This is a genomic window from Halobacillus sp. A1-3 (genome assembly GCF_050971765.1).
In the GTDB taxonomy this organism is placed as follows: domain Bacteria; phylum Bacillota; class Bacilli; order Bacillales; family Halobacillaceae; genus Halobacillus; species Halobacillus mangrovi_B.
Map to the genome: position 1 here is coordinate 140,529 of NZ_JBPCEO010000002.1, position 25,317 is coordinate 165,845.

The window sequence follows — 25,317 nt, forward strand, 5'->3', positions numbered from 1 at the left end:
CTCCCTTTTAACGTTTTTGGACTTTCTCCCATTCACGGTCCATTTTTTTCAAAAAGGCATCTGAATTCTTCTCGATCAGAAAAGCTTGAATTAGGTTCGGTGCCTGCATTCCGCTCGGATAGTAGTGATCTGGGAAGCTTGTAATCTCATCGTTCGCGATTTTTTCTTGCAAACCACTAAGCATCTCATCTTCTTGCTTTACACCTTTTAAAGCAGAGAAGGCATACTGTTCTTCAATGTACTGTTTAGCATTTTCTTCTTTCATCATAAATTCAATGAATTGACGCGCCTCTTTTGGATGATCCGAATCTTTTAGAGCAGTGAGCATCACATCTACACCTGACACAAGCTCATTCTTCTCAGGCTCGTTCGTGACTGGCATAGCAAATGTTCCGAGTTGTATCTCCGGATTAACTTTTTTCAGCTCTGGAATCGCCCAGTTTCCTTGGAAATAGAAAAGCGATTCTCCGTTTGCAAATGCATTGTTTCCATCGTTATAGCCATATTGGAAATTATCACTCAACCCGTACTCCAAAAGTGTCAGCATTTTATCTGTCACTTCTTGATAATCTTCAGCAAAACTTGCTTCACCGTTGTCTTTCTTCCGGCCGAAGTTATCCGGCTGCAACACGCCAGCTACAGCGTTCCAAGGAATCATGCCTGTCCACGCATCCTTCAGTGTGAAATAGATGGGCGTATTTCCCTCCTCTTCGGCTGTCTCTAATGCAGAGATAAATTCATCCCAGGTTTTTGGAACGTCTAACCCAAGTTCATTCATCAACTGTTTGTTATAAATGACGGCATTAGCATTGGTCGCATAAGGGAGGCCATAGGTCCCATCATGATTTCCTGGTACAAGGTCATTAATCATATCAATGTAACTCGGCTGAATATTCTCAAGCATCTTTGTCCCAGAATAATCCTTTAGCATTCCGGCATCAGCCAGCTCTCCATATAGTGAACTTCCTGCAATCGATAGAATATCAGGCATGTCTTCCTTTACTAGCTTTGTACGGAGCACCGTTTCTGCAGACGGCGGCGCGTATAGTTCTACATCAATGTTCGAGTGCTCCTCCTCAAATTCTTTGATCAGTTTGTTGTACGTCTCAATGCTTTCCGCTTTATTCGAAAACAGCTCAAGCTTGACTTTTCCGTCTGAAGAGGTATTCTCTTCACCGCATCCAGCAAGCAGTAAGCTTATGAACAAACAGCCTGTCAATAATTGAACGGCTCGCTTCATCATCTTCCACTCCTTTTGAGTAAGCGTTTACGTAAACGGTAAAACCAGTTCCCTATTCTTTATTTTTCTTTAGAGAGTAGACAGTGGCTTCATATGGCTCAAGTGACACTTTAGCAAGGCTTGATGGATCTGTAATGGTTCCTTCACGGTTCGTCAATACGACTTCTCCACTCTCTTGATGAAAATCACCAAGGAGCACTTTCTGTTCTTTACCCGTAAAATTACAAAGGACGAGTAAAACTTCATTACCATATGATCGTGTGTAGGCAAATACTTCTTCGCTATCCTCCAGAAGAAGATCAAATTTTCCGTGAACCACTAGGTCTTTAGATTTCCTAAGCTTAATTAACTTCTGATAATAATAGAAAACAGAATCTGGATCTGCTAGAGCTTCTTCAGCATTGATCGATTTATAATTAGGGTTTACTCCAAGCCAAGGGGTGCCTGTTGTAAATCCACCATTCTCTTCTGCCGACCATTGCATCGGTGTTCTTGCGTTGTCACGTCCTTTATGATGAATACGTTCCATCACGTCTTTGACGGAGTCTCCAAAGTCGTTCACCCGCTCTTCATACATGTTCAAAGACTCAAGGTCTTCATATTGATCAATCGTTTCAAATGCCACATTCGTCATTCCAAGTTCTTCGCCTTGGAAAATGTAAGGAGTTCCTTTCATCATATGAAGGCATGTACCGAGCATTTTTGCTGACTTTTTACGGTATTCCTGATCGTTACCGAACCGTGAGACGACACGAGGCTGGTCATGGTTATTCCAATATAAACTGTTCCAGCCTTCCTCCTCTAGCTCATACTGCCACTTCGATAGAATTCGTTTTAAATCTGTCAACTTCCACCCATTCAATGACCATTTTCCAAGTTCCCCACCATCGACATCCATGTGTTCGAAATGGAAGACCATTTGTAGTTCGTCACGGTGTTCTGCTGTGTAAAGTTTGCCTTCTTCAGGCGTGACACCAGGCATTTCACCAACAGTCATGACGTCATAATTAGATAGTACTTCTCTATTCATTTCATGTAAAAATTCATGAATTCTAGGACCATTCATAAAATAAGGGCTTCCATCTCCGTACTTTTTCCCTTCATGAATTAGACCGTCTGGATATTCAGGATCTTTTGATATGAAATTAATGACATCCATTCGGAAACCATCAATTCCTTTATCGAGCCACCATTTCATCATGCCATACAAATCTTCACGCACATCTTCATTCTCCCAATTCAAATCAGGCTGTTTTTTTGAGAAGATATGTAAAAAATACTCCTCTGTCGCTTCATCATATCGCCAGGTTGAACCACTGAAAGCAGATTCCCAATTGGTTGGAGGCTGACCGTTCTTACCTTCTTTCCAAATGTAATAATCTCTTTTTGGATTATCTTTTGATGATTTTGATTCCACAAACCATGCGTGCTCATCAGATGTATGGTTAACGACTAAATCCATCACAATTTTAAGGTTACGGGTGTGGGCTTCCTTTAACAAAAGTTCAAAATCCTCCATCGTACCGAACTCATCCATAATGGCACGGTAATCACGTATGTCATAGCCATTATCATCATTCGGAGAATCATATACCGGAGAAAGCCAAATCACATCGATTCCGAGCTCAGCCAAATAGTCCAATTTTTCAATGATGCCTGGAATATCTCCTATCCCGTCGCCATTACTGTCGTTAAAACTCCTTGGGTAAATTTGATAAACAACACTTTCTTTCCACCATTGTTTCGTCATTAATCTTTCCTCCTTAGAAAATAACGTAAGCGTTTACGTAAATAACTAAAAAAATTAGTTTATTTTTTTCACCGATTCCCTTTCCACTAACTTGTGAGAGAGAATCGCAGACTCTGCATTTTTCTCTTGTTTCATCGCAAGCACCATTTCAATCGCTTTTTCTCCCATTCTTTGAAAGGGTTGGGCAATCGTAGTTAATGGAGGGATGGACATTTCCGCATGCTTTAGATTGTCATAGCCAATAATGGACACATCCTCAGGAATACGTATATCCATCTTATAAGCAGCGGCTATAGCTCCTATCGCAATCTCATCACTTGCTGCAAAAACAGCTGTAGTTTCAGGATGACGTTCGATGAGCTTCGGAAAGTTTTCCACGCCATTTTCATAGGTGAATGAGGTTGATGTTTCCACAAGAGAATCTGAATATGGAAGCCCCGCTTCCAACAGTGCGCGTTTAAACCCTTCAATTCTCCCCATTCCCGCCATAAGTTCAGTAGGGTTACCTGAGATCATGCCAATATGTTTATGGCCGGAATCAATCAAATGACGTGTTGCTGTATACGCAGCATGGGAGTCATCTACTTTTACATAGGGAAGCGGAAATTTATATGACTGGGTTAACACTAAGGCTACAGGAACCCCCATCCGCTGAAAGGCGCTGTAGTAGTCTTCCGTTACCTCTTCACTTACAAACACCAGCCCGTCTACACGTTTTTCACTCAGTAATTGAATGTATCGGAGCGTCTTCTCTGGGTCAGCTGCAGTATTACAGACAATAACGCTGTACCCTTGCTCATGCGCACGCGCTTCGATGCCGTGAAGCACTTCAGCTGACAACATTCCAGAAACACTCGGAAATAAAACGCCGATCGTCCCCGTATTACGATTGACAAGTCCTCTTGCGATCGCATTCGGCTGATACCCAAGCTCCTCAATCGCCTCCAACACCTTGAGCCGTGTCTTTTCTGAGAAACCCGGCTGATTATTGAGCACTCTTGAAACGGTTGCAATGGACACATTCGCTGCTTTTGCTACATCTTGAATCGTTGGATTCATGGCCTGCACCTTACTTTCTTGATTTACGTAAGCGTTTACTAAAAGTATATACTTCACTATAAGTATTCCTTGTTTTTCCGTCAAGAACATTCTGATATTATCCTACTTATTTCACAAAGCACGGAGAGAAGTCCTATATGTTTAATTATCTATCTAAAATGCTATACTATTTGTTATAATATGTCAGAACATTCAATTAAAAGGAGGGTTACGATGGAAAATTCTTTAATTAAGTCTGATGACATTTGGTTATTATGGGCCTTCTTAGCAGGCTGGGCGGCCGTAAGTATTTATTTGGAACAACATTACAAATGGGCATCAAAAGTATCCGGTGCGATTATCGCATTAGTCGGGGCTATGATTTTAGCGAACCTGCAAGTCATCCCCCTGCAATCACCCGCTTATGATACCGTGTGGAACTATGTTGTACCGTTAGCCATTCCGCTTCTTTTGTTTAAGGCGAATATTAAAAAGATATGGAACGAAAGCGGACGGCTTCTATTTATCTTCTTTATCAGTGCTGCGGGTACAGTAGCTGGGTCTATAATCGCTTTTTCCCTTCTCAAAGATTCCATCCCAGGGCTTGATAAAGTGGGGGCTATGATGACAGGCTCCTACATTGGAGGGGGTGTAAATTTCGCCGCATTATCAACAAAATTTGAAGCTCCAGGTGAACTTGTGTCTTCAACGGTTGTTGCTGACAACTTGATGATGGCTCTGTATTTCTTTGTACTCATGGCTTTACCTGCGATCAACTTTTTCACAAAAAACTTTAAGACTCCTTACATAGATGAAAGAAATAGTTCGAGCAATAACGAAGCTGGTACAGAAGCTGCTTCCTATTGGGGAAGAAAAGAAATGTCCCTGCAGGATATTGGTCTCGCTGTCGGAACAGCGTTCGTTCTTGTTGCTGTTTCCTTTCAGTTAGCCGGATGGCTGGACGAGGTGATTCCTTCCGGAGACGAGGTGAACTTTTTCATAAATGCATTAAACGGAATATTCGGGGATAACTACTTGATGCTAACGACTCTAACCATGCTAGCTGTAACTTTCTTTCCTAGTTACTTTGAAAATATCCGCGGATCCCAAGAAATTGGCACCTATCTGATTTATATTTTCTTTGTGGTCATTGGAGTGCCTGCTTCCATTGTATTAATTTTTCAAAACGCTCCTTTACTACTAGTCTTTGTGTTTATCATTGTCGCCAGTAATATGATTGTCTCCTTTGTTTTAGGAAAAGTATTTAAATTCAGTCTAGAGGAAGTTATTGTTGCCTCAAATGCCAATGTAGGAGGGCTACTACGGCAGCAGCAATGGCGATTGCTAAAGGCTGGACGAGACTAGTTGTTCCTATCCTTTTAGTCGGCACCTTAGGCTATATTGTTGGAAATTATATTGGAACTGGAATCGGTGTATGGTTTAGTCAGTATTAGTCCTTTAAGAATTGCAACAGCCCGGCACCTAATTATACTCAAGGGGCCGGGCTCTCTAATTATTTCAGCTTCTTTTATAATATTTTACACCCTGTCTTATGGACAGATTTAAATTAAGAAGGAAGGATACTCCTTTACTTTTCAATAATCAACGCTTACCACCAATAAGGATAAAAGGGCCCGAACCATCTAAGACCGAAAAAAGGAAATCCGAATAAACCGAATGGACCAAAGAACGGAAAGAAGAAACGATTATCGCTAGATTGTTGCTGCGTTGATTGGTTTCCACTCGGCATGATTACATACATTTGATTTTGATCATAACTATGCAGAATGCCTGCATATCTATTTCCATCCGTTGTTTCAAACTGAACGAGTTGATACAAGTTCTTCTGACACATCTCTTTTATTTGCTGAGGACTCATTGCTTGAGTGTTACCGTTTGATAATTCTCTAGAAAAACTCAAGTCATCCCCTCCTTTAATGTTCTCCGATAGTTTATTCTGGAATGGTATCGGTGTGTTTGACCATTTAAAAGAAGAGAATGATTAAGTTTAGTTCCTCCAAGTTTTTCCTTTGTAAATTACAAATAAGCTATCTCTCATCCTCTTCTTCTTTTTTTCTGTCTTCTTCAAATGTACCCCAGTCGTAGCCTGATTTCCCCCAATAATATAGAAAAACCGCAGGTGCAGCGATCATTAAAACCCCTACAATTAAGTTCATCCCGACATGCTCACTCCTTCCTCCTCTTTGGCATATTTTCCTCAACAATTCATCCTTGAATCTTTCACGTTTAGTAAATTGTTTAATTTAATTTCCACGTGGAATGGTTTAGAAAAAATTGCAAGAAAGGATGTTCCTCTATGAAGGCAACAGATAATTACTTTACTAGGACATACGAACAATCTAGAGAAACGTTTCGCAATCTTTTATTTACTGTAAAAGAAAAATGGCCGAAAGCTGAATTATATACAAAGAGCATCGGTGAAGAACCGGACAATTCCATCGATGTCATTTATGCAGAGGGAGTTTCCTCTAATGATAAGGTTCTCTTCTTTACTACCGGAGAACACGGAATTGAAGGTTACACGGGAGCAACAGTCACCCATCTTTTTGTAGAAGAATATTTAGAAAAAATTAATCCAGAAACGACGGGGATTTGTCTCGTTCATGCCATCAATCCATGGGGCATGAGGAATTTCCGCCGTGTTACTGAAAATAATGTGGATCTTAACCGGAATTATGTATTTGAACCAGCGTCCGTTCCTGAAGATATAAACGAAAACTATGCAAATGAAAACCAAATTTTCCAGCCAAATGAAAAAGTAAAAGATGTAACTAAAGAAAAAACAGAGCTTTATGAGCAGTTGAGTAAAGGAATGATGAGAGAAGGCTACAGCGGCATTAAAAAGGCTAAAAGCATGGGCCAATTCGAATTTGAAAAAGGTGTCTATTATGGCGGTTCAGAAGAGGAAGAGTCAGCGCAGTATATAAAAACGTGGCAGAGAAAACTGCTTGCCAATTATCCACGGGTCATTCATATGGACTGGCATACGGCTCTAGGCCCTCCCAACGAGGTGACTATGGTCGTCTCAGAGCATGATGAACGTGATGAAGAGGAGATGAAAGAGCAATACGGTATGGAGAATATTGAAAAATTCACTCCTAAAAAAGTAAAAGGTGATTCCACGAACTACTTTCACAAACTTAATAAAGAAGAATATCCGGATACGTACCTTTTCTCTGCTCTGTTCGAGTTTGGTACTTTCGGTACAAGCAGAAAAGCGGAACTTAGGGAATTCACAACCATCATTTTAGAAAACCAACTGTACTGGGAAGGTGCCGAAAAGGAGGAGGATAGGCAGTGGATTTTAGAAGAGTTTCAAAACATGTTCTATCCTGATGACGAAGAATGGAGAGAATCCGTATTGAAGGAAGCACGTCTTGGCATTGAATCCGTTCTTACTCAAGAAGGAATTTTAGTTACAGGATAAGCAGCAGATATTTACTATAAATGGATGACAGCCGCCTTAGAGGCCAAACTAAGGCTTGAGGTGATAATAATGGAAAAACAACCAAAGAAAAAGTTTGAAATTCCGACTGAAGCTAATAAAAACGGAGAAGTCGGGATGCAGAATTCTGTAAACTCGAATCAACCTCTCAAATCTGAGGACAGCTTTTCTGGAGATTCTGTTGATGAGCATAAGAAATTAGAAGCCTTCAATGAGGATCAGGCAAAAAAGGAAATTGATCAGATCTTCAATAATTCTTAGGTAAATGTAGTAATTTAAAAAACTCCGCAAGGTCTTATACCCTGCGGAGATAACTATTGTTATTAAGCACCAGCCCATACATCTTTAGCGAACCGACCCTCTTTTTCAAGGTTATTTAACCATTCAACAGCATTCTCATAGGAGGTTTGCTGAATATCCTGATATCCTTTAATTAAAGTCTCGGTTACTTGGGGCGCCATTTTACTACCATCGCCACAAATGTACAAAAATCCCCCGTTGTTCAAAAGATCTACAAGCCGTGCTGCATCTTGCTGCATCAAATGCTGGACATACGTTTTCTTACAACTCTCTTGACGGGAGAAAGCTGTGTGCAGAGTGATCAGTCCTTCCTGCTCTGCTTTTTTCAACTCTTTCTCATACAAAAAGTCTTGTTCTGGATGACGGCACCCGAAATATAAATGGGCATCACCTAGTGCTTGCCCTTGCTCTTTTAGTACACGCCGTGTTTGGATAAAGCCTCGAAATGGCGCGATTCCTGTTCCTGGCCCAACTAAGACCATCGATGCCGCAGGATCTTCAGGGAGCTGGAAGTTGGACTGCGGTGTTCGGATGAAACAAGCCACTTTATCGGCTCCTTGTCGACAAGCCAAATAGTTGGATGCAACTCCAAGGTACTCGCCCTTTCCGCTCCATGCCGGTCCACGAACAACGCTCACAGTCACACTCACTTTGTCCTGCTGTAATCGTGGCGAACTGGATATAGAGTAATAGCGAGGTTTTAATGCTGGTAATAATGCCAAGAAACGCTCAAAGTCCAATTCACAAGAAGCAAATTCTTCAAGAATCTCAAGCATCGTTTTACGTTTTTCCAGCACCTCTTGCTTGTACTTATTATCTTCCAGCCACTGCTCTAGTTCTTTTTTATGAGGTGGACAAGGGTTGCTTGAAGCTAACTCGCGGAGCTGTCTCCTTGTTGCAGGTTCTTGTAATTCTACATAAGACATAAGCAGCTCCTTAAGCTGAATAGGTTGTTGAGTAGGCAGGTGTGCAGCTTTCCCCGCATCTTCCCCGAGCACGACGTAGTCGTCACCCTTTAAGCTAAAACGCTCTAGCACACGAGAAACGAGTTCATCACTATTTTGGGGCAATACTCCAAGGTGATCTCCTTCTTTATACATGACACCAGCCGGCAGATGTAGTTCTATGTGTCGTGTGCTTCGCTCCTCCGTAGTTAAAAGCTCTCTATTCTCTGTGACAACTGCTGTGAAAGCATGATGCTCACGAGCAACCGGCGTGTGGGATGATCCACTTATAAATTCCATCGATATTTGATTGGATTGCTGATTCGATTCCTCAAGCTTAAGGTTAAAGGTTTCTGCTAAACGATCCCATAGGAATTCTTCCCACTTTTCAAGGTCCCCTTCAAAATCTTCGTTAGCATCCCCTTCTCCACGAGTCACGATTCTCGTTGCGCCTCTTTTTTCAAGCTCTTCATCAATCAGTGTGGGGATTCTCTGGTACGTATTTGCCCAATTCCGATCTCCACAACCAAAAACAGCATATTTAACACCCTTCAAATCCTCTTTTTGTGTGGAGGATAGCCATTCGACAAATGAAATGGCGTTGTCTGGCGGGTGACCATTATAGGAAGCAGATACGATAATGGTACCGCCTTCCACTGGAAGCTGCCCTGTGTAATCATTAAGAGAAGCTGTTTCCACTTGAAACCCCAGATGTCTGGCTTTTTCCGCCAGTTCACGTGCCACACCTTCAGAAGTACCTAAGTTTGATCCATATAATAAAAGCATTGGAGTGTTATGGGCATCCACCATAGCGGTTTGCGCATTATTATCCTCTTCTGCTTTCTTTTCAGAATGGACAGGCATCTGAATGAAGTCAGCATTTTTTCTAGACTTTACTCTCATTGTCAATCCGTCTGGCTTCAAAGTAAGTGTTTCTTTAACATCAAGCTCATAGTTCGAATGATCCTCTAATTCAAAATGCTGCAAGACCATGCCAAGGACAAGAGTGGCTTCGTGCAGGGCGAATTGTTGACCGATACAGGCACGCTGGCCATTTCCGAAAGGTTTATAGGCATGGTGAGGAATCGAAGATGGGTCTTCAAACCGCTCTGGTTTAAAAGTTTCTGCATCTTCCCCCCATACAGATTTATCGCGATGAAGTTCTGGAATCAGAAGTGTAAATGTTTCCCCTTCTTCCACCTCATAAACACCATCAAGTGATGTATTTTCTTTTGCGTAGACAGAAAAAGCTGGGGCTGTCGGCCATAACCTTAACGCTTCACTCAAGACCATGCGTACATACTTCAACTTCTTCACCTGTTTATACGTCGGTGTTTCTTCTCCCAGAACTTCGTCTACTTCTTTATAAGCTTTCTCCAGCTTTTCTGGATTTTTCAATAAGTAATAGAGAGCAAACGACAGAAGGCCACTTGTAGTTTCGTGTCCTGCAATGAGAAAAGTGATGATTTGGAAGCGTATGTTTTTGTCATCAAGAGCTTCTCCCGTTTCTGGGTCTTTTCCTTTCAGCATATGAGCAAGCAAATCGTCTTCACCTTGATCTCCTGCTTGTTTTCGTTCTTCAATCAGCTCATCAACTAGGTTGAACATATAGTCGATGTCCCCTTTATATTGACGTTTCGATTTGACCATCAGTTTGTCCTGGATGCCCAAACGCTGAGTTTGATTCATGGATTCATCAAGTGCTCGTACCATCTTCTGAACAAACGGATGAGATGTCTCACGATAGAAACTATTAAACCGATAGTTAAACCCGCAGAGACCGATGGTATCCAATGTCAGGCGAGTCATATCTTCTGGGACATCGACTTCTTCCTTAGGGTTGAGTCTTGCCCATTTTTGAATTAATTGGGTAGCAAGATCGACCATTTTGTCATGATAGCCCTTCATTGCCTGTTGACTGAAACTTGGAAGAAGAATATTGTGGGCTTTCTTCCAATTCGGCTCCTCGGTTTCACTCGTGAACAATCCGTCACCGCCAAATGAACGGACTTTTTGAAGCGCAGGACCCAACTTTTTATCAAATCTTGATTCATCACAAATTTCAGCAGCAAATCTTGCGCTCGATACGAAATTACTCGTTCTTCCTGGAAAATGGAATTGATAGAGTGGTCCGAGTTCCCGAGCAAGCTTCATAAAGGACTGTATTGGTTTTTCTTTATCAATCAAAGGAAGGTTTCCTAAAGGACCATAGGATTTTGGTTGAGGGAGCATTTGAGTTTTTGACATTTAATTCACCTCTTAAAAGTTTATAATCCATACCGGAATGAATATTCATTCCAAAATAAAAGAGAAGGAACAGTGTCCCTTCATTCGTGACTACGGACCGCATCCCAGCAGCTAGCTTCTACACCTGCCAGTAATTCTTCTGACGCTTCAATTTCTCCTGCACGGATCAATTTGTATAATTCCAGAAAACCCCCGAAAATTATAGCGATTAAGGCTTTAGATGGAAGTTCTCGGATTTTATGCTCTTCCTTTCCCTTATCTAAGAAATCTCGAAGAATAGAGAGTAATTTTTCAAAGCGTTCACGACTTGTTTCATCTAAAAAGTAAGCGGCGTTATGTGTTTTAATGAAATACAACGCATGTTCATGTTCATTAGTAAACCGCACCATTCCTTCAAATAAATGATGAAATTGATCACGAATGCTGTGACCGAGTGGGTAATCTTCAAGCAGTGTATCTGTAAACAATTGAACATAATGTTGAAAAAGTGTGTTAACGAGTACTTCTTTATTTTCAAAATAGCGATAAATGGTCCCTGCCCCTACCTTTGCATCATTTGCGATCATCGGAATTGTTGTAGCGTCAAACCCTCGCTCAGCAAACAATGTCAAAGCACTGTAAAGGATATTCTCTCGCTTGCTTTCTGTAGTCGGCATGTTTTTTCCTCCCTCATCACCGGAATGAATGTTCATTCCAACTTAGTGTAAAACAGGAATGGAAAGAATTCAATCAAACAATATGCTCATCTGTGAATGATCCCAACATTTAGGAGTTTGAAAAAAATTGCTTAACAAGGTTTCCTTTTTCCAATTAAGTGGAAATCACTAAAATATCTGTTTGTAAAAGGTGGTCGTAGCATGACGAAAAATCTAAGTAAAGGGTGGATCTTTTTCTTCGGAGCCCTGGGCGGTTTGCTCTATGGATACGATACTGGAGTAATTTCAGGTGCCCTATTATTCATTAATGAAGATATCCCTCTTTCAAACTTCCTAGAAGGGCTAGTTGTCAGCTCCTTGCTTGTTGGTGCAATTGTCGGAGCAGGAATGAGCGGCTATGTATCGGACAGGTTCGGACGTAGACGTGTCGTTTTTGTTATCGCACTGATCTATATTATTGGTGCTCTAGTTCTCGCCTTTGCTCCTAATGTATCGATTTTAGTTCTAGGCCGTGTGATCTTAGGATTAGGTGTTGGCGGATCGACTGCAATTGTCCCTGTATACTTATCTGAAATGGCCCCGACTGATTCAAGGGGGGCCCTTGCTTCTCTTAACCAACTGATGATTACTATCGGAATTGTGCTTGCGTATTTTGTAAACTATGCCTTTACTCCTATCGAGGGATGGCGGTGGATGTTAGGGCTGGCAGCTGTACCTGCCGTTGTGCTTATGATAGGTGTTATGTTTATGCCAGAAAGTCCGAAATGGCTGCTGAAACAAAATCGTGAAAAAGAAGCACGAAAAGTTATGGGGCTTACAAGGAAACAGAGCGAAATCGACGACGAAGTTGAACAGATGAAAAAAATCGAAGCTGAAAAAGAAAGTACTTGGGATGTATTAAGATCAAAATGGGTACGCCCGATGCTAATTGTCGGGAGCGGAATTGCTATTTTCCAGCAGTTTATCGGGATCAATGCCGTAATCTATTACGCACCGACTATATTTACAAAAGCCGGACTTGGAGACTCTGCCTCCATTTTAGGTACTGTTGGAATAGGAATTCTTAACGTTCTCATGACTCTGGTCGCGATTGCAACGATCGACAAACTGGGCCGAAAAAAGCTATTGTTAATCGGAAACGTCGGGATGGTAACAAGTCTTGCCGTATTGGCCACTATATTATTTACGATGCAGTTAACAACTAGTGTTGCCTGGCTGACGGTTGTATTCCTCGGCTTATTCATTATCTTTTTCTCTGCCACATGGGGACCGGTGGTCTGGGTCATGCTGCCTGAATTGTTTCCAACAAAAGCTAGAGGTGCAGCAACGGGCTTTACCACATTGCTTTTATCTGCAGCCAATCTTATTGTCTCATTATTTTTCCCGATTCTGCTTGGAGCCATCGGTACCGCCTGGGTCTTCGTTATCTTTGCGGCAATAGGTGTGCTAGCCTTTCTATTCGTAGCCAAATACGTACCGGAAACGAAAGGCAGGAGCCTGGAAGAGATTGAACGTGATTTGAGAGGTCATGCTTCTTAAAAAGTAGGATCTGTTATCCAAGATGGGTGATTTATTCTGTCAGATTTCTTCAGTATAATAGCAGTATTTTGGAAGATTCGATTCCGAGATATCGTGGGTTTGTATATGTAATAGTGTTAGGGATGGCTGGAAAATAACTCGCTTTCCTGTGGAGGAACTGCCGAGCCTCCTCGTTCGCTGCGCTCTCTGTGGGGTCTCGTCTAGGTCCTTCTCCCACGGGAGTCTAGTCATTTTCCAGCCATCCCTGCTGTCAATAGTTTAACGAACCCTTTAGAATTGAGTTTCAGTATCCAAAGGGTGTTTAAATGAATTCCTCTCAACAACAGAGTGTTAAAGATACTCCTTGAAGCCTCTTCCTATAGTACAAGTACTAAAAAACGTGCTTCTGAAATGAAGAACCTACTATCTCATAATGGGTTTCCTTTTAATCATTTAATTGTAGGTGGGAGGGGAAATGGGGAGACTCCTAATTTAAAGGTGGAGGCGCCTCGAACAGCGGCGTATGGACTGGACTGAGCTGGAGGAGATAAAGGAAACACGTTGAGCGTTAGCGAATCGATGTTGACTTATCGTACAGAAGCGAGGGAAGTCTCACTAGCCGCTAGGCGCTGGAACTAGATATAACTCGGGAATGGAATGACTGGCAAGACCCCACAGAGAGCATAGCGAACGAGCAGGCTTGCCGTCATCCCCGCGGAAAGCGAGCCATTTCCCCACCCACCTCTCCAAATTACTAGGTAACTTAAACACCTCATTACCTTAGTCTTCAGGATAAGGAAGCTAATATTGAATAGGGATATTCCTTTAATGTTAGCCTTTTATCTACTACAAGGTTTAACTTCAAGAAAGAATATGAACAGAGAGCGCCACTTAAGAAGTGACGCTCTGTTTTTTATCCCCTTATGAATTTTTAGGCTCTCTAGCAAGCACCACATACACACTCATCCGTTCGGTTCCTGTGTTCTCTAGGCTGAGCATTTCTTCCTTACTGCAATGAATGGTATCTCCTTTTTCAATCTTATATTCATGATCGTCAATTTTGCATTTTCCTGTTCCAGCAAGCACTAATAGATAAACTTGTGTGTATGGATGGCTATGAGAAGGCAGATGCTGTCCAGGCATAAAGTTTAAAACGAACGCTTTACTCTTTTCTTCTTCAAATACCATTTGTTTGGTCATGCGTTTTTCATCAAACTTCTGAAACTTTCCAATTGGATGAACAGGCATAATGTCTCCTCCTTTAAGCGTTTTCAATTTTACTCACAGGACTGAACACTTCATAATGACGATGTTCCTCAGGTACTTCCCATTGTTTCAATGCTTCGTTAATGGTTTTCATAAAAGGGATAGGTCCGCAAAAATAGAAATCTTTCTTGTTATCTCCTAAAATCGTTTGTAACCACTCTAAATCTATGAACCCTTTTTTATCATAATCGTCTTCTAGTAGATCTTCATCAGAAGGGTTAGAGTAACAAACGTATGAGTGCACATTTTCATATGTAGCTGCGAGTTCTTTAACATGAGCACTCATTGCGTGGACTTTTCCTTTTTCTGCTGCGTGAATAAAAGTTATTTCTCTTCCCGGCTCGTCTTTCACAAGAGTATTTAACATGCTAATCATTGGTGTCAGCCCTACTCCCCCACTAATTAATACGATGGGCATCTCTTCTGTCACGATCGTAAAATCTCCAGCAGGAGCAGCGATATTCAGAAGGTCTCCCTCATTAATCTCTCGATGGAGATAATTCGAAACGACGCCCGGGGGTACTTCCTCATGACCGTCTTCACGTTTTACTGATATCCGATAGTAATCCTTTCCAGGGGAATCTGATAGACTGTAATGTCTCATATGAGTATAATTATCTCCTTCGATTTCCACTTGAAAAGTTAAATACTGTCCTGGCTTATAGACCATAATCTCTTTCCCATCCTCCGGTTTTAAATAAAAGGATGTGATGACATCACTTTCTTTAACTTTCTTGTCTACATAAAACGAACGTACTCCATTCCATCCTCCTGGCTGCTCCTCCACTTTTTTATATAATCCACTTTCGATATCAATAAACGCATTAGCGATCGCTTGATAGGCTTCTTCCCACGCACTCATCGTTTGTTTATCAATTGAATCACCAAGAATATCTTTTACTGCTTCCAGCAGAGTCTCACCAACAAGCGGATATTGTTCTGGCTTCACACCCAAGGCTCTATGTTTTTCTGTAACTCTTTCAATCATTTCTTCTATATTTTCCAATTGATCAATGTTTTCACCCGCTTTATAGACAGAATAAGCAAGGGCAGATTGTTGGATTCCAAGTCTTTGGTTGGTTTGATTGAAGATGTTATACAATTCTGGAGCTGTTGAGAATAACTTTTCATAAAACCTAGTACCAATTTCACGGCTATGCTCTTCTAATATTGGAGCGGACTGTTTAACGATATCTACTGTTTTCGCATCTAACATTAAATCCCACCTTCTTCTTAGATTGGGTAAAGCACCTTACAATTCCATGCTAGAATATTCCGACAATAAAAGCAATATTTAAAATACATCTTTTATCCTTTTTTCTCCAGTAAGGTTGCCAATACGTTCGCGTGGTTATATGTCGTTTCCTTTGCTGCAAAGAGGAGCGTAAGCTTTTGGTCTTGTGCATACTCTTGGAGCGTTTGAAACCCCTCTCGTTTCTTTTGGTCATTCTCTAACTCTTTTGTATAGAGACGTTCAAATTTTTCAAACTTATCTTCCTCATGATTGAACCATTGCCTCAACTCCTTGCTAGGAGCAACTGACTTTAACCATTCGTGCAGCCGTGCTTTATCTTTTGATACGCCTCTCGGCCAAATTCCATCTACTAAAATACGGACACCATCATCCTTTGAAGCATCCTCATAGATTCGTTTCGTTGTAATATGCATGTTTCTGATCCTCCCTCTCGTTACATAAATAAAAGAACCCATCTATAAATACATAAATGGGTTCTTTCTCGGTCATTTTTACTTTTCTTCAATAGGTTCATCAAATAAATCGGTAAATTTAGCAACATTTTCGTAGCTGAATTCAAACGCCATTCTTACTTCACCAAAACCTGGCTGGAAAAAATAGCCCTGAACCTCGTAGCTGCTCTTGTTTTCTCTAACTTTTGTAAGATGGAAGTATCTTTGAATATATTGTGCCATCTCTTCCAGTTTTTTGTTCCGTACTTTTATCCATTGGTCTTTTAGTTCTTCTGTTGGAAAGTCAGATTCCTTTAGCATTTGTTCACTCCTCTACGGAAATCAATTCTCTGAAAACTGTTTCTGTCATTATAATATAAAAGCTCACACTTATTTTCAACTGCTAGCCTTAAATGTCTGTTAGATTAATAGGTTTATTTTCAGAATTCACTAAAATTATATGGGAAAATCGTTCTTATTAACACTTCTTTGCCATTAAATACTTTATATTTTACTGAAGGTAGGGGTAGTAACTTTTAGATAATGAAGTATATTTTTGTCGCAGTTCTGAAAACATTTAGTTATGGTGAATGAAATAAGGCCTGAATAAAAGAAAAACAAGCCCAAAATGAGGCTTGCCTTACGAATGGTACAAAAAAATAGTTAAGTTTTCATTTTCATCAATCGTAGCTAATAAAATATCAGTTAGTTTAACGTCCTTATAGTTGGCGAAGAGCTTATTTAAAAGCCATACTTCATCTTTACCCATTTCGTGCAATTTTACATAATCAACTTTTCTTTCTTTAATGACGGTCTTTGGAAGCTGAAAAGGCTTAAGTGGCGTTCCAAAAGTCGAAGGAGTGATCGGCTGGTATTCACTTTTTAAGAAAATTGAAATTTGCCCACCTGGCTCCCATAATGCAAGCGCAACTTTCTCGATATCCTCCGTTTTTTTCTTTCGCAACTCTGACATAAGGACATCAACAGAAATTCTTGCTTTATTCATATTTTTCGACAGGATTTTCCCGTTCTCAATTAAAGGGTATGGCGTAGGTATAAAAAGTTTTCTAACCTTGCTAGACCTCAAACTCAATAAAATGCCTAGTAAGTATAAGACCAATATCACGCCCATTGTAATCATGGACCCTTTAAGCCCCAGCCCTTCATCGGAAAGTGGGTGTGCCATAATATTACCGATTAGCAGAATAATTACCATATCCAGAATCCCGAACTGTGAAATTGAACGCTGTCCCATAATTTTAGCCAGGATAAGAAAAAAGACAAAGCCAATCACGGCTCTTAACGCCCACTCTATAGTGTTTAGCGATTCTTGAGAACTGAAAAATTCCATTTATATAGTCTCCTTAAGAAAGGTACAGGTATAGTTTGCACCATTATCAAGGAGATTATAAAAAGAGAAAGGCAACTAATCTCACCACTGCCTCTCCATTCTCAGCTTTAAAGGTTTAAAAGCCTTTCTTTCACTTTTGCTGAATGAGTCCAATCCCGTTACCTGTCGGGTCTACCAAATACGCGAGAAAGAACTCGTCAAAATCCATTGGTTCTCTTACCACCATAGCCCCTTGTTTCTTAGCTTTTTCAATGGTATCTTCGATCGAATCCACTTCAATCTGAATCCTTGTCCCGTGCGGATAATCTTGAGGTCCCTTACTAATCCCACCGCTTAGATCCTGCTCTTTACCGAATGAAACAGGTCTGTAGCCCCATCTTGGTTCAGAAATTTCCCATCCAAACACTTCTGAATAAAACACTACTGCTCTTTCTGGTTCCTGACTATTGAGTTCAAATCCCACTACTCTACCCATCATAAAAGCCCCCTCATAAACTTTCCTAACTATCGACACTTTATATCCATTCGCTTCCAACTTCATAATTCCTTCTATTATGTTCAAATTAGAATTAGAATTTAGCTTTATCTTTAGCGTATAGAATGAAAAACGGGATTTATAAGAAATATATAGGTTTTATTCTCGCACAAGGACTGAGGAGGCTTGCCAGTTCCCCGCAGGAAAGCGAGTTGTTTCCCAGCCATACCCAACTTATTTATAAAAACGGACACAAATTATCCCGAATTCAATTTTCCCATCATAATATGGATATATTCTTTAATAAAAAAATAAGAGCCAGCAGGCATATTGATCTGCTGGCTCTTATTTTTTTATTAATTTACTTTCTTGTGAATGTCTCTGAAATTACTACTCCACGTTTTGCCATTTCCCCGATATAAATATCTCCTGGCACGATTCGTTCTGGAGGGCAAACCCCACGCTTTGTAATCGTCTGATGACCAATCAATTGGGCAACTACAGAAATGGTGTTAGCTGTCGCACGTGCCATGGCGGTAACTTGATTCTCTCGGTCTTTATATGTGATCATCTCATATTGATAGGTAGTCTCTTTACCGTACTGATTTCCTCCAACTTCCACACGCAGAAGAACGACATCGTCTTTATCCTTTAGATCCACGATTGGATCAATCGTTTTCAATAAAACTTCACGCGTCTTCACTTTCGTTCCATTCACTTCTACTTCATTGTCGCTGCCCGTCAATTTAAGATCGACTAAAAGCTTCATTTTTTCTGCATGACCTGGATAGCGAATGGTCTTATACTCTAAAGTGTCGATATCCGGATAGGACTTCAGCAAGGTAGAGGTTCCTCCAGAGGTATGAAAAGCCTCTAGCGGCCCGAACCGTTCAAAGTAGAGCGGTTCAAGTTCTGTCAGGGATGTCACTTCTTGTAACTTTCCGTTTCTAATAATAGTGGATGGATCTGTATAGTGATCCAATAAGCCTTCCATAGAAAAGACGTGATTGTATTCAATCGGAGGCTCTGGCTTAACTGGAATTCCTCCGACAAATAACCGGATAGAGTCTAGATGATCAAGCTTACTAGCACCGTATCCAGAAAGTATATTAATCATCCCAGGGGCTACCCCAAGGTCAGGAATCACAGTCACCCCGGCTGCTTTAGCAGCTTTATCGTGCTCTAGCACTTTGTCCGTAATATGACCAATGTGTCCACCAAGATCAACAGAATGCACTCCAACTGAAATCGCTGTTTTAGCAACAATTTCATTAAATGAGTAAAATAAAGCATTGATGACAACATCATAACTCTGAATAAACGCAGCCAATGCCTGCGTGTCGCCCGCGTCTACCTGATAGGCTTGAATCTTAGGTGAATTCAGTGACTGACAGACCGCTTGTGCTCTTTTCAGGTCGATATCTGCGAGGCCGACCTTCTCTACTCCTCGGCTTTGGACTAAATCTCTTGCCGCTTCTTTTCCCATCAATCCAGACCCTAGAACAGCTACTTTCATCGTCTGCACTTCCTCTCCCTTGGATTACATATGCCTCTACTCCACATCAATTTGCGCACGCTGAAGTTTCCCGCTGAAATCGACATATACGGATTTCCATTCAGTAAACACATCCAGCGCTGCTAATCCGGAATCCCGATGTCCGTTCCCTGTTCCTTTTGTACCTCCGAATGGCAGGTGAATTTCTGCACCTGTCGTCCCTGCGTTCACGTAAACAATCCCTGTATCTAAATCACGTTGTGCCTGAAACACTTTATTGACATCACGAGTGAATATTGAACTGGATAATCCATACTCCACGCTGTTATTAATTTCAATAGCTTCTTCCAAACTTTTAATAGGAATCAGAGAAACGACCGGACCGAAGATTTCTTCCTTAGCAATCCGCATATCAGGAGATACATCAGTAAATAGTGTTGGAGCAAAATAATGACCTTTGGCAAAGGCTCCATTCTCCATAACGTAACCGCCTGCTAATAGCTTTGCGCCTTCATTTCTTCCGATTTGGATATAGCTTTTAATCTTATCTAGTCCGCCTTGATTGATAATAGGCCCTACTTTGATCGTTTCATCTAGTCCATTACCAATGGAAAGCTTGGCCATCTCATTCAGTAAGCGCTCTTCTAACTGATTCTTCAAACTCTCATGTACCATCACTCGGCTACACGCTGTACAGCGCTGACCGCTTGTCCCAAAAGCACTCCACAGAATTCCTTCTACGGCCAGGGATAGATCGGCATCATCCATCACGATGACTGCATTCTTTCCACCCATTTCTAAGGAGACCTTTTTCAATTTCTGCCCGCATTTAGACGCAATGTTACGCCCAACGTTATTGGAACCAGTGAATGAAATGACACGTATATCATCTTGCTCGATCATTGCTTCCCCAACACTTGACCCAGATCCAAATACAACATTGACGACCCCGTTAGGAAGTCCTGCTTCTTCAAAAATTTTCGCGAGTTCAAATGCCATAATTGGTGTTTCCGTAGCCGGTTTCCAAACGACCGCATTTCCCGCTACGATGGCCGGGAATGATTTCCATGTTGCAATGGCAATTGGGAAGTTCCATGGCGTAATAATCCCGACGACCCCCACTGGGGCTCTTACACTCATAGCAAATTTATCTTTCAGCTCAGAAGGAGTGGTCTGTCCAAATAGTCGCCGCCCTTCCCCAGCCATATAAAAAGCCATGTCAATGCCCTCTTGGACTTCTCCGCGAGCTTCTTCGATAACCTTTCCGTTCTCCATCGTCAACAGTTGCGAAAGGTGCTCTTTTCTATCCTTCATAATCAGACCTACTCGGTAAAGCACTTCCGCCCGTTGAGGCGCTGGTACGAGGGCCCAATTTTTTTGAGCTTTTTTAGCGGACTCTGTAGCAGACTCCACGTCTTCCTTATTGGATAATGGAACTTGAACGAGCGTTTCTTTATTGGCAGGGTTCTTTACCGCTGTAAACTTTTCTGTAGAAGGTTCTACCCATTCCCCATTAATATAATTAAGAAGTTTTTCTTGTTTCATTAGCTTTTGATTCATTATCCATGTCCTCCTTGATCAGCTATTTGTTATAACGTGCTCTTACCTGCTGGATCGTCGAAGCAACTGAAATCTGCTCTCGATCCATTTCTACTTCAATGAGTACAGGTTTATCTATCTCCAACGCTTCTTCAAGCGCCTGTTCAAATTCTGACGGCCGTTTAACAAAATAACCTTTGCCTCCTAGGCTCTCAGCCATTGTAGAAAAAGGAACATCACCTAAGTCCGTGCCAATTGTTTTATACGGATAATGCATTTCTTGATGCATCCGAATTGTTCCATACATACGATTGTTGAACACGATACTTATAATTGGAATTTCATATCTGATGGCTGTTTCAAATTCCTGCATCGTCATCATGAACCCGCCATCACCAGATAACGAAACGACTGTGCGATTCGGTTGAGCAAGCTTAGCTCCAAGAGCTGCTGGCATCCCATATCCCATCGCCCCTGAGGTTGGCCCAATATATGTGTTGCGTTCATTAAACTGATAAAACGCATGCAGCCATCCAGCAAAATTACCTGCATCATTCGTGATCATTGTCCCTTCAGGCAGACATTTTTGCATAATGGAAATCAATTGTTGGTTGACGGTTCCATTTTCAGTCAATGTGCCTTTATAAACTTGTCTCCTTTTTTCCAGCCACTTTTGCCATTTCGGCCATAGTTTCATTGTTTGAAGAGCTTGTAGCGCTTCTTTAGTATCTGCCACAATGCCAAGGTCCGGGGCATAAACTTTTCCTAATATTTCACTATCAATATCTATATGAATGAGCGTTTGCTCTTTAGAAATAATGGAGTAATCCTGAGTCGTTACTTCGGAAAGCCTTGTACCAACGGCTAGAATCGTATCCGCTTCCTTGACCGTCTGCAGTAAGTCAGTGCGCATTCCTAATCCTAAATGACCGACGTAGTGAGGGTGATTATTCGGAAATACATCATGCCTCCGAAATGCCGCCATCACAGGCAAGCTGTATTTTTCCACAAAGCGCTGCAATGACGATTCCGCCCCTGCACTTTTTACACCGCCCCCAGCGATGACTAAAGGCTTTTCTGATTCCATAAGCAACCCTTCAACTTGCAAAACCTCAGAAATCGAAGGCCTTGGCTTCGGCCGAACAACTTTCGGGCCAAAAGTCATTTCAGCATCTTTCTTTAACACATCTTCAGGTAAAGCCAAAACAACTGGCCCTGGCCGCCCGGTCTGTGCAATTCGCAATGCGCGCTGCATCAGCTCAGGGACTCTTGGCGGTTCACGAATTTCGGCTACCCATTTTGCAATCGGACGAAAGAACGCTTCCAGATCAACTTCCTGAAAACCTTCCCTGCCGCTGAAGCTGCTATGGACTTGTCCTAACAAAACAACTAAAGGGGTGGAATCCTGATAAGCAGTATGAACGCCGATTGTCAGGTTGGATGCCCCTACACCTCTAGTCGCCATCACTACGCCAGGCTTTCCACTTGCCTTCGCAAATCCTTCCGCCATAAAGGAGGCACCGCCTTCATGGCGAGCTGAAATGAGTTCAATCTCTGGTGCATCGCGAATCGCATCCATAACCGGAAGATAACTTTCTCCGGGTACGCAGAACACTTTTGAAATTCCTTCCAGTCTAAGACATTCAACAATGGCTTGAGCACTAGTAAGTAACCTCACTCTACAGTCCCTCCTTTCCGAATATTTTTCATACGTTCAACCGCTTCACTTAATCTTTCAGTTGGCACAGATAAGGATATCCGGATGTACCCTTCTCCTCTCTGTCCGAAGGCTGTCCCAGGTGTTACGATGACACCCGCTTGATCGAGCACAAATTCAGAAAAGCTTTGCGATGTATATCCATCTGGAACTTTCGCCCATAGAAAAAACGTTCCTCTTGTTTTTTCCGCTTCCAGCCCAATTTCTTGTAATGGAGGCAGTACGGCTGCCATTCGTTTTTCATAGATCTCACAATTATCACTAACCGATGAAAAGTCGCTATTTAAAGCTGCAACACCAGCCTTCTGTATCGCAAGAAACTGACTCGTATCCGTGTTGCTCTTCACAATTGATAAAGCACGAATTAAGTCTTTATTCCCAACCACATAACCGATTCGCCATCCCGTCATATTAAAACTCTTGGATAACGATCCAAACTCTACTCCTATATCTCGAGCTTCAGGAACTTGTAGGAGACTCGGAGATTCATAGCCACGGAATGTGACTAAATCATAAGCCGCATCATGAGCGATGCAAATCTGGTTATTCCTCGCAAATTCCACCGCTTCCGTAAACGTCTCCGGCTCAACAGTTGCCCCTGTAGGGTTATTCGGATAGTTTAATAGCATTAGCTTGGCATGTTTCCTGTCAGTATCAGAGATTTGTTCAAATCCGGGCACATATCCTCTTGTTTCATCCAAAGGAAAATGAAGACTTTTACCGTGAGCCAAATGAACAGCTGATTGATAAACAGGATAGCCAGGATCAGGCAGCAATACCCCATCTCCAGGATTAATCAGTGCTTGAATCAGATGGGCAATCCCTTCTTTTGAACCGATTAATGTCAAAACTTCAGTATCAGGATCCAGTTCCACCTGATAATTTTTTTGATAAAACGAAGCAACCGCTTCTCTGAATTCTTGACAACCTCCATAAGGAGAATATTTATGATTTTTACTGTTTTTGGCTTCTGATATTAAACGATCGATAATAAAAGACGGTGTCGGCAAATCCGGCGCACCAATTCCCAAATCGATGACATCGATGCCTTGCTCTTCTAACTTTTTCTTTTTTTGATGAAAGATAGAAAACAGATAAGGAGGTAAACTTTTTACACGTTCTGAACCATAGATCATCTTTTTTGACCCCCGAATCAAGAGGATTATTTAGGAGGCTCTATTCAGTTTGAGAGCTTTAGCTCTTTCACATGGATTGCCTACTGTTACATCCTATTAAGAAAAAATGGGTTTATGATTGATCATTTCATAATCATAAATTCTATCCATTCTCTATAAAATGTAATGTAACTTAAAAACTATGAGGACAGACCCTATGCCTCTACTCCAATCAATCTAGTAGATCCCAAGCCAGCTGGATTCATACGTCGTATGGGTTCTGCTGGCTTTTTCCTATACAGAAAGGATGTGAACAATGTGATGGCTGCTTTAGAAGGAATCAGGGTACTCGATTTGACTAGAGTGCTCGCAGGTCCTTATTGTTCGATGATTATGGGTGACTTAGGTGCTGAAGTCATTAAAGTGGAGGCTCCGGGTGGAAGTGATGATACAAGAAAATGGGGGCCGCCGTTTCAGGAGGGGGTCAGCGCTTATTATTTATGTGCGAATCGGAATAAGAAGAGTTTGACCATCAATTTGAAAAGTGAAGATGGGAAAGAGATTATAAAAAAATTGGTGAAGCAAAGTGACGTTGTCCTACACAACTTCAAAACCGGAACAATGGAACGGCTTGGACTTGGTTACGACACGTTAAGTGAGATAAACCCTGGACTTGTGTACTGTTCCATTACCGGTTTTGGTGAGACGGGCCCATACAAACATCTGCCCGGCTATGATTTTATTATCCAGGCAATGAGCGGGCTGATGAGCATTACAGGAGATGCTGACTCGGGCCCACAAAAATTAGGGGTGGCCATAACGGACATCTTGACAGGTTTGTATGCATGTATTGGTGTTCAGGCGGCTTTATTAGAAAAGGGACAATCGGGAAAAGGACAGAAAATTGACCTTTCCTTATATGACTCGGCTGTAAGTTCGCTTATTAATATTGGCAGCAACTTTCTAATGACAGGACAAGTACCAGAACGATTAGGGAATCACCACGCAAATATCGTCCCTTACCAGACTTTTCGGTCCAGCGATGGCGAAATGGTCATTGCTGTAGGAAATGACCATCAATTTGCTGCGCTCTGCCAGGTCATCAACCAGAGCCACTTGATATTTGATACTCGGTTCCGGACCAATCCTGAGCGGGTCGAAAACAGAGAAGGACTGACAAAAGTATTGCAAAGCGCTTTTTCTAAGGAATCTACAGCGTTCTGGCAGGAAAAATGCCAAGAGGCTAATATTCCGTTCGGACCGATCCAGACGTTGAAAGATGTAGAAAACGATGATCATTTAAAAGCCCGTGAAATGTTCGTATCTGCAGACCATCCGAAAGCAGGACGCGTCAAAATGATTGGCAGTCCTTTGAAACTTTCACGTACACCGGCTCGAGTGAAGCACCATCCTCCTGAACCAGGTGAACATACAGAAGAAGTTTTGCAGGCGTTAGGGTACACACGATCCCATATTGAAAAACTGAGAGATTCAAAGACGATCTGAGGAGGGTT

General features: G+C 41.7%; 22 protein-coding genes and 1 pseudogene. 5 read left to right on the forward strand and 18 right to left on the reverse strand.

Annotated features, from left to right (window positions below; translation table 11 throughout):
- Positions 1–7: 7 nt before the first annotated feature.
- The 3 genes from ACRYKC_RS03465 to ACRYKC_RS03475 are packed head-to-tail and all read right to left on the reverse strand — an operon-like array spanning position 8 to position 4,106.
- Positions 8–1,240, reverse strand: a complete 1,233-nt coding sequence (locus ACRYKC_RS03465; protein WP_433805279.1) for an ABC transporter substrate-binding protein — start codon at positions 1,238–1,240, stop codon at positions 8–10.
- Between the two features lie 52 nt (positions 1,241–1,292).
- Complete coding sequence (locus ACRYKC_RS03470) at positions 1,293–2,990, reverse strand: glycoside hydrolase family 13 protein (RefSeq protein ID WP_433805280.1); 1,698 nt, start codon at positions 2,988–2,990, stop codon at positions 1,293–1,295.
- 54 nt (positions 2,991–3,044) lie between these two features.
- Entirely contained in the window at positions 3,045–4,106 is a 1,062-nt protein-coding gene (locus ACRYKC_RS03475; protein WP_433805281.1) for a LacI family DNA-binding transcriptional regulator, read from the reverse strand.
- A 156-nt stretch (positions 4,107–4,262) separates the two neighbouring features.
- Between ACRYKC_RS03475 and ACRYKC_RS03480 the strand changes: the two are divergent.
- Positions 4,263–5,482 (forward strand): annotated as a pseudogene (locus ACRYKC_RS03480) (DUF819 family protein).
- Positions 5,483–5,637: 155 nt separating this feature from the next.
- Here the strand turns inward: ACRYKC_RS03480 and ACRYKC_RS03485 are convergent.
- Together ACRYKC_RS03485 and ACRYKC_RS03490 are read right to left on the reverse strand one after the other, a co-directional pair.
- The gene (locus ACRYKC_RS03485; RefSeq protein ID WP_433805282.1) at positions 5,638–5,949 is read right to left on the reverse strand and encodes a hypothetical protein; all 312 of its coding nucleotides are present in this window, start codon (positions 5,947–5,949) and stop codon (positions 5,638–5,640) included.
- A 127-nt stretch (positions 5,950–6,076) separates the two neighbouring features.
- A complete protein-coding gene (locus ACRYKC_RS03490) occupies positions 6,077–6,205 on the reverse strand; it encodes a hypothetical protein (protein WP_433805283.1) in 129 nt (42 codons plus the stop codon).
- Positions 6,206–6,345: 140 nt separating this feature from the next.
- Between ACRYKC_RS03490 and ACRYKC_RS03495 the strand changes: the two genes are divergently transcribed.
- Together ACRYKC_RS03495 and ACRYKC_RS03500 are read left to right on the forward strand one after the other, a co-directional pair.
- The gene (locus ACRYKC_RS03495) at positions 6,346–7,476 is read left to right on the forward strand and encodes a M14 family metallopeptidase (protein ID WP_433805284.1); all 1,131 of its coding nucleotides are present in this window, start codon (positions 6,346–6,348) and stop codon (positions 7,474–7,476) included.
- Positions 7,477–7,545: 69 nt separating this feature from the next.
- Positions 7,546–7,755: a hypothetical protein gene (locus ACRYKC_RS03500; RefSeq protein WP_433805285.1), complete on the forward strand. Its 210-nt coding sequence runs from the start codon at positions 7,546–7,548 to the stop codon at positions 7,753–7,755.
- 62 nt (positions 7,756–7,817) lie between these two features.
- Here ACRYKC_RS03500 and ACRYKC_RS03505 read toward each other — a convergent pair whose 3' ends face one another.
- Together ACRYKC_RS03505 and ACRYKC_RS03510 are read right to left on the reverse strand one after the other, a co-directional pair.
- The gene (locus tag ACRYKC_RS03505; protein ID WP_433805286.1) at positions 7,818–10,985 is read right to left on the reverse strand and encodes a bifunctional cytochrome P450/NADPH--P450 reductase; all 3,168 of its coding nucleotides are present in this window, start codon (positions 10,983–10,985) and stop codon (positions 7,818–7,820) included.
- A gap of 80 nt (positions 10,986–11,065) precedes the next feature.
- Positions 11,066–11,641, reverse strand: coding sequence for a TetR/AcrR family transcriptional regulator (locus ACRYKC_RS03510; RefSeq protein ID WP_433805287.1), 576 nt, complete (start codon positions 11,639–11,641; stop codon positions 11,066–11,068).
- A 201-nt stretch (positions 11,642–11,842) separates the two neighbouring features.
- Between ACRYKC_RS03510 and ACRYKC_RS03515 the strand changes: the two genes are divergently transcribed.
- Entirely contained in the window at positions 11,843–13,180 is a 1,338-nt protein-coding gene (locus tag ACRYKC_RS03515) for a sugar porter family MFS transporter (RefSeq protein WP_433805288.1), read from the forward strand.
- 594 nt (positions 13,181–13,774) lie between these two features.
- Here ACRYKC_RS03515 and ACRYKC_RS03520 read toward each other — a convergent pair.
- The 11 genes from ACRYKC_RS03520 to ACRYKC_RS03570 form a co-directional block, all read right to left on the reverse strand.
- Positions 13,775–13,897 carry a hypothetical protein gene (locus tag ACRYKC_RS03520; RefSeq protein WP_433805289.1) on the reverse strand — a complete coding sequence of 41 codons (123 nt, stop codon included), beginning with the start codon at positions 13,895–13,897 and terminating at the stop codon, positions 13,775–13,777.
- A gap of 183 nt (positions 13,898–14,080) precedes the next feature.
- The gene (locus ACRYKC_RS03525) at positions 14,081–14,407 is read right to left on the reverse strand and encodes a cupin domain-containing protein (RefSeq protein WP_433805290.1); all 327 of its coding nucleotides are present in this window, start codon (positions 14,405–14,407) and stop codon (positions 14,081–14,083) included.
- Between the two features lie 13 nt (positions 14,408–14,420).
- Positions 14,421–15,641, reverse strand: coding sequence for an NO-inducible flavohemoprotein (gene hmpA / locus ACRYKC_RS03530; RefSeq protein ID WP_433805291.1), 1,221 nt, complete (start codon positions 15,639–15,641; stop codon positions 14,421–14,423).
- 92 nt (positions 15,642–15,733) lie between these two features.
- On the reverse strand, positions 15,734–16,093 hold the full coding sequence (locus ACRYKC_RS03535; RefSeq protein WP_433805292.1) for a DUF488 domain-containing protein: 360 nt from the start codon (positions 16,091–16,093) through the stop codon (positions 15,734–15,736).
- Between the two features lie 78 nt (positions 16,094–16,171).
- Entirely contained in the window at positions 16,172–16,432 is a 261-nt protein-coding gene (locus ACRYKC_RS03540) for a hypothetical protein (protein WP_433805293.1), read from the reverse strand.
- Positions 16,433–16,751: 319 nt separating this feature from the next.
- Complete coding sequence (locus tag ACRYKC_RS03545; protein ID WP_433805294.1) at positions 16,752–17,462, reverse strand: DUF421 domain-containing protein; 711 nt, start codon at positions 17,460–17,462, stop codon at positions 16,752–16,754.
- A 130-nt stretch (positions 17,463–17,592) separates the two neighbouring features.
- Entirely contained in the window at positions 17,593–17,937 is a 345-nt protein-coding gene (locus ACRYKC_RS03550) for a VOC family protein (protein WP_433805295.1), read from the reverse strand.
- Between the two features lie 361 nt (positions 17,938–18,298).
- On the reverse strand, positions 18,299–19,462 hold the full coding sequence (locus tag ACRYKC_RS03555) for a saccharopine dehydrogenase family protein (protein ID WP_433805296.1): 1,164 nt from the start codon (positions 19,460–19,462) through the stop codon (positions 18,299–18,301).
- A 27-nt stretch (positions 19,463–19,489) separates the two neighbouring features.
- The gene (locus tag ACRYKC_RS03560; protein ID WP_433805297.1) at positions 19,490–20,992 is read right to left on the reverse strand and encodes an aldehyde dehydrogenase family protein; all 1,503 of its coding nucleotides are present in this window, start codon (positions 20,990–20,992) and stop codon (positions 19,490–19,492) included.
- 22 nt (positions 20,993–21,014) lie between these two features.
- A complete protein-coding gene (locus tag ACRYKC_RS03565; protein ID WP_433805299.1) occupies positions 21,015–22,649 on the reverse strand; it encodes a thiamine pyrophosphate-dependent enzyme in 1,635 nt (544 codons plus the stop codon).
- The gene (locus tag ACRYKC_RS03570; RefSeq protein WP_433805300.1) at positions 22,646–23,824 is read right to left on the reverse strand and encodes an LL-diaminopimelate aminotransferase; all 1,179 of its coding nucleotides are present in this window, start codon (positions 23,822–23,824) and stop codon (positions 22,646–22,648) included. Before ACRYKC_RS03570 ends, ACRYKC_RS03565 begins: the two co-directional genes overlap by 4 nt.
- A gap of 297 nt (positions 23,825–24,121) precedes the next feature.
- On the opposite strand from ACRYKC_RS03570, the gene ACRYKC_RS03575 reads away from it, so the two are divergent.
- Positions 24,122–25,309: a CaiB/BaiF CoA transferase family protein gene (locus ACRYKC_RS03575; protein ID WP_433805706.1), complete on the forward strand. Its 1,188-nt coding sequence runs from the start codon at positions 24,122–24,124 to the stop codon at positions 25,307–25,309.
- The last annotated feature ends 8 nt before the right edge of the window (positions 25,310–25,317 follow it).